The 14,016-nt window shown below is 63.1% G+C and carries 13 protein-coding genes; 6 read left to right on the top strand and 7 right to left on the bottom strand.

Features of this window, described 5'->3' with window-relative positions; all coding sequences use genetic code 11:
• The 6 genes from BIO17B3_RS08835 to BIO17B3_RS08860 are packed head-to-tail and all read left to right on the top strand — an operon-like array spanning nt 1 to nt 4,748.
• Nucleotides 1-786: an SDR family NAD(P)-dependent oxidoreductase gene (locus tag BIO17B3_RS08835; protein ID WP_013107473.1), complete on the top strand. Its 786-nt coding sequence runs from the start codon at nt 1-3 to the stop codon at nt 784-786.
• Nucleotides 787-797: 11 nt separating this feature from the next.
• The gene (locus tag BIO17B3_RS08840; protein WP_013107474.1) at nt 798-1,550 is read left to right on the top strand and encodes an SDR family NAD(P)-dependent oxidoreductase; all 753 of its coding nucleotides are present in this window, start codon (nt 798-800) and stop codon (nt 1,548-1,550) included.
• 6 nt (nt 1,551-1,556) lie between these two features.
• Entirely contained in the window at nt 1,557-2,444 is an 888-nt protein-coding gene (locus BIO17B3_RS08845) for a DMT family transporter (RefSeq protein WP_013107475.1), read from the top strand.
• A gap of 11 nt (nt 2,445-2,455) precedes the next feature.
• Nucleotides 2,456-3,241, top strand: coding sequence for a creatininase (locus tag BIO17B3_RS08850; protein ID WP_156053774.1), 786 nt, complete (start codon nt 2,456-2,458; stop codon nt 3,239-3,241).
• Entirely contained in the window at nt 3,238-4,020 is a 783-nt protein-coding gene (locus BIO17B3_RS08855) for an N-acyl homoserine lactonase family protein (protein ID WP_013107479.1), read from the top strand. Before BIO17B3_RS08850 ends, BIO17B3_RS08855 begins: the two co-directional genes overlap by 4 nt.
• The gene (locus BIO17B3_RS08860) at nt 4,017-4,748 is read left to right on the top strand and encodes a hypothetical protein (protein WP_156053775.1); all 732 of its coding nucleotides are present in this window, start codon (nt 4,017-4,019) and stop codon (nt 4,746-4,748) included. The genes BIO17B3_RS08855 and BIO17B3_RS08860 overlap by 4 nt, the downstream gene beginning before the upstream one ends.
• A gap of 9 nt (nt 4,749-4,757) precedes the next feature.
• Here BIO17B3_RS08860 and cynS read toward each other — a convergent pair whose 3' ends face one another.
• From cynS to BIO17B3_RS08895, 7 genes are all read right to left on the bottom strand, one after another.
• Complete coding sequence (gene cynS / locus BIO17B3_RS08865; RefSeq protein WP_013107481.1) at nt 4,758-5,201, bottom strand: cyanase; 444 nt, start codon at nt 5,199-5,201, stop codon at nt 4,758-4,760.
• A 38-nt stretch (nt 5,202-5,239) separates the two neighbouring features.
• Nucleotides 5,240-7,030, bottom strand: coding sequence for an allophanate hydrolase (gene atzF / locus BIO17B3_RS08870; protein ID WP_013107482.1), 1,791 nt, complete (start codon nt 7,028-7,030; stop codon nt 5,240-5,242).
• Nucleotides 7,031-10,660 carry an urea carboxylase gene (gene uca / locus BIO17B3_RS08875; RefSeq protein WP_156053776.1) on the bottom strand — a complete coding sequence of 1,210 codons (3,630 nt, stop codon included), beginning with the start codon at nt 10,658-10,660 and terminating at the stop codon, nt 7,031-7,033.
• Nucleotides 10,661-10,734: 74 nt separating this feature from the next.
• A complete protein-coding gene (locus BIO17B3_RS08880) occupies nt 10,735-11,460 on the bottom strand; it encodes a DUF1989 domain-containing protein (protein ID WP_156053777.1) in 726 nt (241 codons plus the stop codon).
• A 5-nt stretch (nt 11,461-11,465) separates the two neighbouring features.
• Nucleotides 11,466-12,203 carry an urea amidolyase associated protein UAAP1 gene (locus tag BIO17B3_RS08885; RefSeq protein WP_013107485.1) on the bottom strand — a complete coding sequence of 246 codons (738 nt, stop codon included), beginning with the start codon at nt 12,201-12,203 and terminating at the stop codon, nt 11,466-11,468.
• Between the two features lie 68 nt (nt 12,204-12,271).
• Nucleotides 12,272-13,117 (bottom strand): ABC transporter ATP-binding protein, encoded by an 846-nt coding sequence (locus BIO17B3_RS08890; RefSeq protein ID WP_041609386.1) that lies wholly within the window; start codon nt 13,115-13,117, stop codon nt 12,272-12,274.
• Between the two features lie 11 nt (nt 13,118-13,128).
• Nucleotides 13,129-13,986 carry an ABC transporter permease gene (locus BIO17B3_RS08895; RefSeq protein WP_156053778.1) on the bottom strand — a complete coding sequence of 286 codons (858 nt, stop codon included), beginning with the start codon at nt 13,984-13,986 and terminating at the stop codon, nt 13,129-13,131.
• Nucleotides 13,987-14,016: the final 30 nt, after the last annotated feature.

A 14,016-nucleotide genomic window follows, 5' to 3' on the forward strand; every position in this document is an offset into this window, starting at 1 on the left:
GTGGCCGCGCTCGATTTTTCTGGTAAGACGGTTCTGGTGACAGGAGCGTCGGGCGGCATCGGACTCGCCATCGCCCAAGCCTTCGGCGCGCATGGCGCGACGCTTGAACTGGTTGATCGCGTCTTGCCCATGCAGAGTTCCGAGACCCGTCGTCTCACTGCTGCAAGTGCGGTGACCTGGCATGCGGCAGACCTCGGCGACGCCTCGGCCGTAGAAGCGCTGGCGCAGGCCCTGCAGCAGCGCGGCGTTTCCGTCGATGTGCTGGTCAACAACGCCGGAGCGGAATACCCAACCCCTCTCGATGACGAGGATCCGCTGGCTGCCAGCCGCTGGTCTGCCCTGCTACACAACAACGTCACCAGCATGTATCTGCTCACCCGCGCTGTGCTGCCCTTGATGGTGCAGGACACAGCGGTCATCAATCAATCCTCCATCTGGGGCAAGACAGGCGTGGCGCACTTTTCAGCTTATGTCGCCAGCAAACACGCGGTCATCGGCTTGACGCGCGCCTTCGCCGCCGAACTCGCACCTCGCGGCATCCGGGTGAACACGGTCTGTCCGGGCTGGGTGCGGACTGCGGCAGCCATGCGCTCGCTCCACGCGATGGCTGCGCGCAGAGGCATGGAGGCCTCCGCGCTGCAGGCTGAAATCCTCAACGGCCAGGCCATTGCCACCTTGCTGGAGCCGGAGGACATCGCAGGCACTTTCCTGTTTCTCGCATCGTCCCTGGCCAAGGGCATCACCGGCCAGAGCATCGTCGTGGACAACGGCGAATTCATGAACTGAGCCACAAGCCCATGACATTTTCACTCGCAGGAAAAACCGCGCTGGTCACCGGTGCAGCGACGGGGATCGGTCGCGCCATCGGCATCGCCTTGGGGCAGGCCGGAGCCACGGTCATCGTCAACCACCTCGGCCGGCTGGAGCAGGCACAGCAGACCGTCGCGCTCATCGCTGCCACGGGTGCGAAGGCCTGGGCGATCGAGGCCAACGTGGCGGATGCCGCTTCCGTAACCCAAATGGTGGAGGCCGTGCTGCAACGTCATGATGCGCTCGACATTCTGGTCAACAACGCGGGCATCCTGCTGGAAACGCCCTTTCTCGACACGAGCGAGGCGGAGTGGGATCAGGTGATCAATACGGATCTCAAGTCGGTCTTCCTGTGCTGCCGGGCGGTCCTGCCGTCCATGCTGAGCCATGGAAGCGGCTGCATCATCAATATCGCTTCAGAGCTTGGTTATCTTGGGCGCGCTGGGTTTACCGCGTACACCACGGCGAAAGCCGGCGTCATTACCCTGACTCGCTCACTCGCGCGCGAGTTCGCCCCCACAGTGCGCATCAACGCCATCGCCCCCGGACCGGTGGACACGGCCATGCTGTCGCTGCATCAGATGAGCCCGGAATGGGTGGCCAAGGAGAGCGCCATCCCCATGGGCCGTGTCGGTCGACCAGAGGAAATCGGCGGGACCGCCGTCTTTCTCGCGTCCGAGCAAGCGAGCTTTTACTGCGGTCAGACCTTGAGCCCTAACGGAGGGGCGCTGATGGCGTGACCGGGCATGACGACACAACACACTCCGTCTGCCGCTGCACCCGTGCTGGCCCTGCTCACCGGCGCCCTGCTTTGGGGGCTGGCATGGTGGCCACTGAAGTATTTTGGAAGTGCGGGAATCAGCGGCAATCTGATGGTCAGCGTCAGCTATGGCCTCGTCGCCATACTGGGCTTGCCTGTGTTGTGGAGGCAGCGGCGGCAATGGCAGAGGCAGGCCGGCCTGTTCCTGCTGATCGCTGTTCTGGGGGGATGGGCAAACACCTCGCTGGTCAATGCGCTGATGAGCGGCAATGTGGTGCGCGTCATGCTGCTGTTTTACATGGCCCCTGTCTGGGGCGTGCTCGCAGGCCGGCTTTTTCTCGGCGAGCACATATCGCTGCATCGCGGCGCCGCTTTGGCATTGGCACTCGTCGGGGCGTTTGTGCTGTTGGGTGGACAGGCGGCCTTTATAACGCCGTTGTCCCCGATCGACATGATGGCGCTTTCCGCCGGACTGGCGTTTGCCCTGACCAACGTCACGACGCGTGCAGCCCATGCCATACCGCTGGCCAGCAAGACCTTGGTCATTTTCCTGGGTTGCACGGTCACGGCCACGACGGCGGCGTTGACCATCGGCCAGACTCTGCCCGCGTTGCCAGCGAGCGTCTGGGGACTGATTGGACTGTTCTCGCTCACTTGGCTGGCGCTGGCAACCCTGGCCACGCAATACGGCGTCACGCACATGCAGGCTGGGCGTGCTTCCGTGCTATTGATTCTCGAACTTGTTGCTGCGGTCATATCCGCCATGCTGATCGGCGGTGAAACGCTCAGACCGCAGGAATGGATCGGCGGAGCGCTGATCGCCTGCGCTGCGCTGTTGGAAGCCCGCACCCCACAACTTTTGCCTGCACGCTGAAAGGATTTGGAATGAACCCTGTGATGATGGAACGGATGAGCTGGATGGCGTATCGCGACCGGATCGCCGAGGACGACCCGGTGATGTTCCTGCCCTGCGGTGCACTCGAACAACATGGCCCGCATCTTCCCCTGGGCACCGATGCACTGCTCGCCACCGCCGTGGCAGCAGGCGCTGCAGCCCGGCTTGAAGGCCTTGTCGCCCCAGCACTGAGCTATGGCTACAAATCGCAGCCCAAATGTGGCGGCGGTCAGCACTTTCCCGGCACGACCAGCCTGGATGCCACCAGCCTGATTCAGATGACGCGCGATGTCATCCGCGAACTCGCCCGGCACGGTATCAAACGACTGGTCGTCGTCGTCGGCCATTATGAAAACCAATGGTTCGTCACCGAAGGCATCGACCTTGCCTTGCGCGAACTCGGCCCGGCTTGCGCCCTGCGAGTGATGCGGCTCGAATACTGGGACTTCCTCACGGAACAAACCCTTGCGCGGGTCTTCCCAGAGGGCTTTCCTGGCTTCGCTCTGGAACATGCCGCGGTCATCGAGACTTCGCTGATGCTGCATCACCATCCTGAACTGGTGCGCATGGACCTGCTGCCGGATGATGGCCCCGCACAGTTCCCGCCCTACGACATCTACCCTCTACGTCCCGAATGGGTGCCACCGTCTGGCGTGCTGTCATCCGCTCGCGGCGCCGATGCGGCCAAAGGTGCGGCAATGTCGCAGGAATTGACTGAGCGCTTTGTTGCGGCCATTCGCGCTGAGTTTGGCATCTCCGGAAAGGCAAAGATATGACCCAGGTCCTCAGAATGTGGCCGCTTCTTACCGCCACCCATCGCTATGACAAGTCCCTCTCCACGCGCAATCGGGGAAATGGGCAGATCATCGAAGCGCCCATCCTTGCGTATTTGATCGAGACCACGCAGGGACGCATCCTGTACGACGTGGGCTGTGACTATCGCAAGATTGAGAGCAAGTCTCTGCGCGAGCGGTATTACGACCCGCAGACCTTCGCCTTCGGCGCACCCGACATGCAGGAGGAGCAGCGCCTGCCACATCACCTGCAACGGCTCGGCTTGACCATGGCTGACATCGACCTTGTCTTTCTCGGTCATTTGCATTTCGACCACGCCGGAGGATTGTGCGAAATCTGCGGCGCCGAGGTGCATGTGCAGCATGACGAGATGGAGGCCGCGCGCAGCGGCCTGGACCCAGCGTATTTCCCTGATGACTTTGCTGGAAATCATCGCTGGAAAATCATGCAAGGAGAGTATGACTTGGTGCCCGGTGTACGGGCGATTTCCAGCCCGGGCCACACAGCTGGTCATATGTCTCTCTGGGTCGAACTCCCGCGGGGTGCGCCTGTCATTTTGTGTGGCGATGCAGCCGATCTGGAAGAGAACCTCCGTGATGAAATCGCCCCTGGCATCTGCTGGCAGGAGCGGGACGATCAAGCCGTGCAGAGCATTCGCAAACTCAAAAACCTCGCAGCAAATGAAAAGGCCCAGCTCTGGCCCAATCACGACCTCGCGTTCTGGAAGAGCTTGTGCCAGTTCCCGGAGTTCCACGATTGATCGAGCACATCGTTCCTCAGCGCTACCAGGGCGTTTGGCGCCGAACGCTGCTGACCGCTCCTGAGGTTTATGACGACAGAACCCTGGTGCTGTGGATGCAGACTGCTCGGTGGCATGCCGATCTGCGCATTCCGGCGGATCGGCCGGATTGCTCCGGCTGCACCTCGCTCGCAGAGTGCAGCCGTGCGCAGTTGCTGTGTCTATTGAAGCAAGAAGGGTTTGCTGGCATCACGACTGTCAACGGAACAAGCTGCGAGTGGCGCCGCCAGATGGACTACCACCCCAAGGGATGGCGCGACAGAGGAGAGATGGCCTTTTCGACATGCGCCAGAGCGCTGGATGAATATGGCATCGAGGCGGACTATGCCGAACGCTGGGAACGCGATCCGGCCAGTGATCAGTCCGGCTGGGTCGCCCGCAGCAGCAGCGCGGCAGGTCCGGTTCTCTGGCTGCGCTCAGGCAAGCGTTTCATGTTGGCTCGACCGCGTGCAATGGACGCCACGGAAACCCTGGCGATCTGGTCGCGTGCGTCTGCCAACCGGGCCAGCATCGAGGAACTCAGGCGACTGGCTGACTTCGAAATCTCCTATGGAGTGATCACCGGAGACGATGGTTGCATCCTGCACAGCACCCTCCCCTGGCGCGAGTTGCAAAGCGTTGTTCTGCCTAAGAACTGGTCGATCGACTGCGCAGTGGGGGATCTAGCCTCCGGTGCGTGCCTCGGCTGAAGCCACCAATCAATACATCTTGTAGGGCAGAAACTTGCCGCTCATCGTGATGTGCACGCGGTCGCCCTTGGGGTCGGGCTCGCGGGTGAGGTCCATCTTGAAGTCGATGGCGCTCATGATGCCGTCGCCGAACTCCTCGTGGATCAGCTCCTTGAAGGTCGTGCCGTAAACGTTGATGAGCTCGTAGAAGCGGTAGATCAGCGGATCGGTCGGCACGGCGGTGGGCAATGCGCCTTTGTACGGCACCACCTGCAGCAGCTTCACGGCCGCGGCGTCGAGGTCGAACAGCGCGCCAATCACAGCGGCCTGTTCGGCACTGAAGGTCATTTGGCCCAGGCATCCGGCGGTCACCCACTCCTTGCTCTGGCCCACGGCCTTGGCCACGTCCGACCAGTTCAGGCCTTTGGCAATCTTGGCAGTGATGATGGCCTCGGTCACGTCGTTGCGATTCATGGAAGCTCCTTGTTACTTGGTCGTAGATGGAAGAGCGCTCAGGTCTGCAAATAGGCTTTCCAGCCAGCCAATGCAGTAATGTCCTTCGCCCCTTCGATGCCGATGCCTTCGCAGATGAACCCGGCAACGCTGCTGCCATCTTCAAGCTGCACGCTACCGATGCCCAGCGGCGCTGGAATGCCTGCAACGAAGGAACCGAAAGCCGTGGCGGGAAGCTCCCACACTTCGCAGGCGATGGAGGCGCCACCGCTAACAACGCGAATCAGCCCGGGGCGCTTGCCGTCGGGCAGGGCGTAGAACTTGTAGTGTGGCGCGGTGCGAGTTGCACGCAGCAAACGTGCGCCGCGCGAAGTGAGCTGGCCATTCAGCGGCAAACCACTGAGATGCGCGCCGACCACGGCCACGCGCACCTGACCACTGGGGATAGCAACTACAGGTGAAACGGGTTTTACGGGCGGTTCGGTTTCCACTGCGCCGCAGGGCAGCGCGCGGTCGTCCTGCCAAAGATCGGCCAGATGCAGCAGCGGCACGTCCTGATGCGCCGGGGCGAACAGGGTGATGCCCAGCGGCAAGCCGTCAGCCCGGAACCCTGCCGGCACGGCGATGGCGGCGTAGTCCAGCAGGTTCATGAAGTTGGTGTACAGGCCAAGATCGGTGTTGCGGGCAAGCGGCTCGGCCAGCATCTCGGCGCGGGTATAGATGGTGCCTGCCGTGGGCGTGACGATGCAATCCACCACGTCCCACACCGGTGCGCACTGACGCTGCAAATCGCGCAGGCGATATTGCGCGGCGAAGGCATCGGCCGCCAGGGGCTTGGCGCCACCCAGGGTGATCTCACGGGTGACGGGGAACAGCGCCTCGGGCTTGGCGTCGACAAAGGCGCGGATCGCCTGGTAGCGCTCCGCGACCCAGGGGCCGCCGTAAAGCAGGCGTGCGGTGTCCATGAAGGGAGCGAAGTCGATCTCCACGGCCTCGCCGCCGAGACGCTTCAACCGCTCCACCGCAGCGTCGAACAAGCGCTCGGATTCGGCGTCGCCAAAGAACTGCAGGTCTTTGCGCGCAGGCACGCCGAAGCGAAACTGCGCCGCGCGACCAAAGTCAAAGCCATGCGGCAGCGCCGCGCGAGAGTATGCGTCAGCGGCGTCTTCGCCCAGGGCCACGGCAAAGACCTGCTGTGCATCGGGCGCAGAGAGGGAGAAGATGGACACCACGTCGAGCGAGCGGCAGGCGGGCACCACGCCGTGGGTGGAAATTAGTCCGCATGTGGCCTTGAGTCCGACGAGGTTGTTGAACGCCGCGGGCACGCGGCCCGAGCCGGCTGTGTCTGTGCCCAGTGAAAAGCTTGCCAGCCCCAGCGCCACGGCCACAGCCGAACCGGAACTGGAGCCGCCGGAGATGTAGTCGGGGTTGAACGCATTGCGGCACGCGCCATAGGGTGAGCGCGTGCCGTTGAGCCCGGTGGCGAACTGGTCGAGGTTGGTCTTGCCCATGGCGATGGCCCCAGCGTCCAGCAACTTCTGCACCACGGTGGCCGACTGCTGTGGCGTGTAGGCGTAGTCCGGGCAGGCGCAGGTGGTGGGCACTCCAGCGAGGTCGATGTTGTCCTTGATGGCGAAAGGCACACCGTACAAGGGCAGGTCGTCCATGCCATGCGCCTCCAGCTCACGAGCGCGGTCCAGGAGACGCGCACGCTCCGGCGGCGTGATCCAGATGGCGTGATCGGGATAGCGTGCGCTGCGCGCCAGCAATTCTTCGATCAGTGCCGTGGGGGTCAGACTGCCGTCGCGATACGCGGCATGCAGAGCGGGGATGGTCAGGCTGATGATCATTCAGGTCTCCGTCAGGATGATGAGGTTTTGTCCGGCACTCACCGTGCCGCCCTCGCGGCACAGCAGACGCTCCACAATGCTGCGTGAGGGAGCAGCCACGTTGATTTCCATCTTCATCGACTCCAGGATGCACAGCGCCTCCCCCGCCTCGACGGTCTGGCCGGGCTGCACCAGAACCTTCCACACACTGCCCGCCACCGGGCTGGCGACCGGGCGAGCGCCTGCGGGCAGGTCGAGTTCGCTGTCGCTGCCGGCGCTGGCGATGTCGGCATCACTGCTCCAGTCGACCTGCCCCGTCTGCTCCCAGCGCTGGCGCTCGGCGGCAAAAGCCTGCTGCTGTGTGGCGCGGAAGGCGGCGATGCTCTGCGCCTGCGCTGCCAGAAAACGGCGGTAGTCGGCCAGGCGGAAGCGATCTTCACGAATGTCGAGTGGATAGCGACCATGCAAAAAATCGGCCCGGATGGACTGCAACTCTTCGGTGCTGACGGGGAAAAAACGCACCTGGTCGAAAAAGCGCAGCAGCCAGGGCTTGTCGTCCTTAAATACGGGCGTCTGCCGCCAGCGGTTCCACATCTGCAGGGTGCGGCCAACGAACTGATAGCCGCCCGGCCCTTCCATGCCGTAGACGCACATATAGGCGCCGCCAATGCCCACGGCGTTTTCCGGCGTCCAGGTGCGCGCCGGGTTGTATTTGGTGGTGACCAGGCGGTGGCGCGGGTCGAGCGGCGTGGCCACCGGTGCGCCCAGATACACATCGCCCAAGCCCAGCACCAGATAGCTGGCCTCGAACACCGTGCGCAACACATCATCCACGGATTCCAGCCCGTTGATGCGGCGGATGAACTCGATGTTCGACGGGCACCAGGGCGCATCCTTGCGAACCCCGGCCATATATTTCTCGATAGCCAACCGGGTGGCGGGATCGTCCCAGCTCAGGGGTAGATGGACGGTGCGCGAGGGCACTTCCATGTCTTCAGCCGGTGGCAGCGCCGCCTCGGCTTCTTGTAGCGCCAACAACAGTGTGGGCAAGGGCAGCACGCGGTTGTCGTAGTGAATCTGCAGCGAGCGGATGCCGGGGGTGAGGTCGATAACACCAGGTAATTGGCGCTCTTCGATCCACTGCATCAGCGCATGCACCCGCAGGCGCAGTTCCAGGTCGAGCACCAGCGGGCCGTATTCCACCAACAGGTTTTTGTCACCGGCTACGCGGTAGATCACGCCAACCGGATGATCGGGCACAACCCGCTGCCCAACGATTGGCGACTCCAGCACGGGCGCGGCGGCGAGCGGTGGGTCAAGGGGATGGACATGCAACGCAGTATCGGGCGCACCTAAGCTTTGAAGCGCTGCGTCCTGCAAGGCTTCGAGTCTGGCCGCCTCATCCAGGCTCACCGGCACAAAGCGCACGGTATTGCCCGGACGCAGTTGGCCGAGCTTCCACAAGTCTGCCGCCACGACCACGCCGGGGCAGACAAAGCCGCCGAGGCTCGGGCCATCAGGACCGAGCAGGATGGGCATGTCGCCGGTGAAGTCGATGCTGCCTACGGCGTAGGCGTTGTCGTGGATGTTGGAAGGGTGCAGGCCCGCCTCGCCACCGTCGCTGCGCGCCCAGCGCGGCTTGGGGCCAATGAGGCGCACGCCCGTGCGGTTGGAGTTGTAATGCACCTCCCAGGCCGTGGCGAACAGCATGTCCACGTCATCATTGGTGAAAAAGTCCGGCGCGCCATGCGGGCCGTAGCGCACGGCGATGTCCCAATGCGCCGCGTACATCGGCAGCATCTCGCCTGCAACTTCATGCCCTGGCTGCGACCGCGCGTTGCTCCCCAGATGCAATACATCCCCCGTGCGCAGCGTGCGTCCGGCATGGCCGCCAAACTGGCCGAGGGTGAACGTGGCACGGCTGCCGAGGTACAGCGGAGCGTCGAAACCACCAGCCACCGCGAGATAGGCGCGCGCGCCCCCGGTGCCAGACGCTGCATTGCCGAACTGGAGCACCTGCCCAGCCCGCACCGCATGGCTGCGCCAGTTGGGCAGAGGCGCACCGTCAAGCGTTGCCGCCATGTCGGCTCCAGCCAGTGCGATCACGGTGTCAGTGTTGAAGCGCAGCGTGGGCCCGGCAAGGAGGATCTCCAGGGTGACGGCGTCCGTCGGATTGTCGAGCAGGCGGTTGGCGGCGCGATGCGCCAGCGCGTCCATGGGGCCGGAGGGCGGCACGCCGACGTTCCAGTAGCCCAGCCGACCTGGCCAGTCCTGCAGGCTGGTCTGCACGCCAGGTTCCAGCACGTCCAGCGTGCGCGCCTGTGCAGGCAGGCCTTCCAGATAGCGCGTGGTCTGTCTGCCCTGTGCAAATGTGGGGTCAGCCACGATCTGCCGCAGATAGCCAAGATTGGTCTCGAAGCCATAAAGCCGCGTGTCGGCCAGGGCGGTCTGCAGGCGCTTGAGCGCATCCGCGCGGTCACTGCCGTGCACGATGAGCTTAGCCAGCATCGGGTCGTAAAACGCGCTGACTTCCGCCCCCGTCTCCACCCAGGTTTCCACCCGCATATCGGCGGGAAAGCGCACCTCGGTCAACAGCCCCGTGGCTGGCTGGAAGTTCTTGGCCGGATCTTCGGCATACACCCGCACCTGCATGCTGTGGCCGTGCGGCTGGTGCACATAGCCCGCGCTGGGCGCCTCGCCCGCGGCCAGCCGCACCATCCACTCCACCAGATCGACACCGCTGACTTCTTCGCTGACCCCATGCTCGACCTGCAGCCGGGTGTTGACCTCAAGAAAGTAGAACGCGCCGGATTCCGCGTCGAGCACGAACTCCACCGTACCCGCATTGCGGTACTGCACACCTTGGGCTAGGCGCACAGCGGTGTCGCACAGTGCAGTGCGCACGGCATCGGCCAAATGGGGCGCCGGTGTTTCTTCTATGACCTTTTGGTTGCGTCGCTGCACCGAGCAGTCACGCTCGCCCAGATGCACCACGCCGCCCGCTCCATCGCCGAACACCTGCACCTCGATATGGCGCGCCGCCTGCACATACTTCTCAAGATAGATGCCAGCTTCCTTGAAGTTGGCTCGCGCCAGTCGGTCCACCCGGGCGTAGGCCGCGTCCAACTGGTCTTCGCTCCAGATGAGTTGCATGCCGATGCCGCCGCCGCCCGCCGTGCTCTTGAGCATCACAGGAAAGCCGATGCGCCGGGCTTCAGCCAGCGCGTGGCCCGCGTCCAACAGCAGCCCCGTTCCGGGCAACAAGGGCACGGCGTTTTGCTGCGCCAGTTCGCGTGCGGTGTGCTTCAGGCCGAAGGCGCGCATCTGCGCGGGCGTCGGCCCAATGAAGGCAATGCCAGCAGCCTCGCAGGACGCCGCGAAGTCCGGGTTTTCCGACAAGAAGCCATAGCCGGGATGGATCGCCTGCGCGCCGGTCTGTCGCGCAGCCTCCAAAATGGCATCGGCCCGCAAATAGCTTTGCGCGGCAGGCGCCGGGCCGATGCACACCGCAGCGTCCGCCATGCGCACATGGGCGCTGTCGCGGTCGGCCTCGGAGTACACGGCGACAGAGCGCACACCCATGCGCTTCAGGGTGCGGATGATGCGGCAGGCAATGGCGCCGCGATTGGCAATCAGAACGGTGTGGAACATGGCGGGCTGGGTTGGGTCGTCCCATACTGTCGCAAAACCAGCCGGGCCGTCCCGGCGGCGCGGTTAAAGAGCGATCAGTTCCAGATCAGCAGGCGTACCGGGGTGGGGTTGTAGGCGTTACACGGATTATTGAGCTGCGGGCAGTTGGAGATCAGGCAGAGCACGTCCATGGCGGCTTTCATTTCCACATACTTGCCCGGCGCGGAAACTCCATCGGCAAACTCCAGTCCACCCTCCGGAGTGACAGGCACGTTCATGAAGAAGTTGATGTTGGCAGTGAGATCACGTTTGGTGAGCGCCCCCGGGGCCGAGCCGGGCTCGGCCCGCCCCCCGCGGGGGTCGAGGGCATTTGGGGCGGCCCGGCATTCCCTTGAGAGGCCGCCGTCGTATTGCCACAAGCACTTGAGAAAGGTGTCGCGGCAGGAATGCATGGGCTGCTTGTCCAAGGCGTATCGCACCGCGTTGCTTTCGGCGGAACAAGCGCCGCCCAGGGTGTCGTGGCGGCCGCATGTGTCGGCGGTGATCGTGAGCATCTCGCGCCCACGGCTGGACATGAGGCGACTGCCCGCGGTGAGGTAGATCGCTCCCGCTTTCAGGGTTTCGGTGGCGCTGTAGCGTTCGGTGAAATCGCTTGCGCTGTAGAACAGCGTGTCGACGGCCTGATTGCCTTCGAGGTCGAGGATGCGCAGTGTCTGCCCTGCACGCACGGGATGCAACCAGCCTTCACCAGCGGGCAGCACATGGTCATAGATCGCGTGCGCGGGATCAAGCGGGCTTTCAACAAGATTGAATGAACTCATGATGGTCAACGGTAGAGCAGTTCGGTGCGATAAAAGCCGCGTTGGTTTTCCGGGCAAGCGTTGCGGCAGTCGTCATGGGCATCAGCCGGGCCGCAACGCCAGGCAGTGAGATGCACATCGCTGGGGGCGTAATCCGGGCGTGGGTCGAGAGCGTGTGGCGCGGCGGAAAACACGGCCAGCACGTCCATGTCGAATCGCAGATCCAGCCACTGTCCTGCCTTGCCATGTGTGGTGTCGAACTGCAGCAGACCGGCTTCGTCGACCGTCAGCTTGCTGAAGAAATTGACGTTGGGCGCAAGATCTGCGCGTCCCAGTCCGTGCTTGAACAGCTCGATCAGCAAACCATCCTCTGCGCTGCGATGCATGGCGTTGCGCGCGGTCTGATAGCGCGATGCACCGTACCTGCCCATGATGTCGGCGTCGGTGGACACGCCACCAATGGTGTCATGCCAGCCTGCGGTATCGGCGATGATCGAGCACAGGACACGGCCCATATCCGAATACAACGCATGCCCTCTGGTCAGCATGGCGGTGTGCTGTGCCTTGAGGGTGTCGGGCATGTTGTAACGCTCAATCGGCGCGTCTGCGCGAAAAAACAAGGCGGACAGATTGGCACGTCCCGTGTGGTCGGCAATACGCAATGCTGTGCCGCGCCGCAGCACGCCAGACCAGTGACAGCCTCCCGGGATGAGGTCTTCCCACAGAAACGTCTCTGCAGGGACAGGATGAATGGATTGGGCCATGGGTTATAGGATGTTTGCAGGGTGAAGTGAAATGCTTGCGCGCAATACGCCAGAGATGCTGTTCGAAGTCAGTTCTGGGAACCTTGCTGGCTCAGTTGTTCGAGCATGTCCCGGTTCGTTTTCATGCCTGAAGTCTCGCGGATGCGGTGCAGGATCTGGCGCTTAAGGCCGAGGAAGTCCACCGTGGCTTTCAGGTCCTGCTCCCGCTGGCGCCCAAAAGGCACGCTGACCACACTGTCGATCCGACCTGGCCGCGGCGCCATCACCACCACACGGTCGCCTAGATAGAGCGCCTCTTCCACGTCATGGGTGACGAAGACGATAGTGGTTCCTTCAAGCTGATGCACATGGCGGATCAGGTCATGCATCACCTCGCGAGTCTGTGCATCGAGCGCGCCGAAAGGCTCGTCCATGAGCAGCAGTTTGGGGCGGTTCATCAACGCACGGGCAATCGCGACGCGTTGCTGCATACCGCCGGAGAGCTGATTGGGGTAGTAGTCCGCCGCATGGGACAGCCCCATCAGACTGAGCAGCGCATCGGAGCGGCCCGAGGCAGCCTCCACATCGCTGCTAGTCAGCTGGTCGCGCACCACCCGAAGCTGCCGGCTGAAGCGGATGTTGTCCTTCACGGTCAGCCAGGGATAAAGGCTGTAGTGCTGAAACACCATGGCGCGGTCGGCGCCAGGGCCATGCACCGGCTGTCCGTCCAGAATCACCCGGCCGCTGTCATAGGTTTCCAGCCCGGCCAGAATGCGCAGCAGCGTAGATTTGCCGCAACCGGATGCGCCCACCAGCACCAGAAATTCGCCCGGCGCGACATGCAGCGATACTTGGTCGAGCACCAGCAACGCAGACTCGTTGCGCCGCTTGAAGCTTTTGCTGACCGTCTCGAAATGGACTTCGGATTGGGACATGGCAGGCATCTTCATGCGCGCTTCCAGGGAAAGGCCAGGCGGTAGATCCAGCGGAAGGCCAGGTCGAACAGCAGGCCGATGAGGCCGATAATGAAAATGCCGACGAAGATTTTTGGCGTGTTGAGAAAGCGCTGGCTTTGCAGGATTTGGAACCCCAGGCCGCTGTTAGCCGCCACCATCTCCGCCACCACCAGGTAGGTCCAGGCCCAACCCATATTGATTCGCAGGATGTCGAGCAACTCCGGCAGAATGCCGCGCCAGATCACCAGTTGCATCACTTCGCCTTGACGCGCGCCCATGGTGTATGCGACTTCGAGGTAATTCTCCGGCACACGTCGCACCGCGTCGGCCACCATAACGATGATCTGGAAGATCACGCCAATGAAAATGATCGCAATCTTCGAGCCCTCGCCAATGCCCACCCAAAGCAGCACCAGCGGAATGAATGCCGAGGCCGGCATGTAGCGCACGAAATCATTGACTGGCTGCAACAGCGCCTCGAACCATTTGTACGCACCGATGTAAATGCCCAGCGGCACGCCGATGGCTGCCGCCAGAACAAAGCCCATGACCACGCGATAAATGCTGATCAGGGTGTCATTGGACAAACCGTTCTGCGTCCAGTCCACGAAGCTGTGCACCACATCAAGTGGCGACGGCAGGAACAGCGATCCCACCCATCCGCTGGCCGCAATCCACTGCCAGGCGATCAGAGGCAGCACAAAGCCGCTGATGGACAAGACGATATAGACCCAGCGCGGAATGGCCGCTCTGATACGCAGGCGGCTTTGCCAACGTTGCCCGCCAGGCTGGGAAGGCTGCGCGGCAAGCGACACGCTGCCGCCCGCATCCAGAGGTTGTGCGCTCATGGGATCTCCGTTGACAGGGACTCAGCAGAG

The sequence above is a fragment of the Thiomonas sp. OC7 genome (assembly GCF_900634595.1).
GTDB classification, from domain to species: Bacteria; Pseudomonadota; Gammaproteobacteria; order Burkholderiales; family Burkholderiaceae_C; genus Thiomonas; species Thiomonas arsenitoxydans.

Bases quoted from the DNA above. Each gene is read 5' to 3' on its own strand.
- BIO17B3_RS08840 (WP_013107474.1), top strand. From the start codon at position 798: ATGACATTTTCACTCGCAGGAAAAACCGCGCTGGTCACCGGTGCAGCG.
- BIO17B3_RS08845 (WP_013107475.1), top strand. From the start codon at position 1,557: ATGACGACACAACACACTCCGTCTGCCGCTGCACCCGTGCTGGCCCTG.
- BIO17B3_RS08850 (WP_156053774.1), top strand. From the start codon at position 2,456: ATGAACCCTGTGATGATGGAACGGATGAGCTGGATGGCGTATCGCGAC.
- BIO17B3_RS08855 (WP_013107479.1), top strand. From the start codon at position 3,238: ATGACCCAGGTCCTCAGAATGTGGCCGCTTCTTACCGCCACCCATCGC.
- cynS (WP_013107481.1), bottom strand. From the start codon at position 5,201: ATGAATCGCAACGACGTGACCGAGGCCATCATCACTGCCAAGATTGCC.
- atzF (WP_013107482.1), bottom strand. From the start codon at position 7,030: ATGATCATCAGCCTGACCATCCCCGCTCTGCATGCCGCGTATCGCGAC.
- uca (WP_156053776.1), bottom strand. From the start codon at position 10,660: ATGTTCCACACCGTTCTGATTGCCAATCGCGGCGCCATTGCCTGCCGC.
- BIO17B3_RS08880 (WP_156053777.1), bottom strand. From the start codon at position 11,460: ATGAGTTCATTCAATCTTGTTGAAAGCCCGCTTGATCCCGCGCACGCG.
- BIO17B3_RS08885 (WP_013107485.1), bottom strand. From the start codon at position 12,203: ATGGCCCAATCCATTCATCCTGTCCCTGCAGAGACGTTTCTGTGGGAA.
- BIO17B3_RS08890 (WP_041609386.1), bottom strand. From the start codon at position 13,117: ATGTCCCAATCCGAAGTCCATTTCGAGACGGTCAGCAAAAGCTTCAAG.
- BIO17B3_RS08895 (WP_156053778.1), bottom strand. From the start codon at position 13,986: ATGAGCGCACAACCTCTGGATGCGGGCGGCAGCGTGTCGCTTGCCGCG.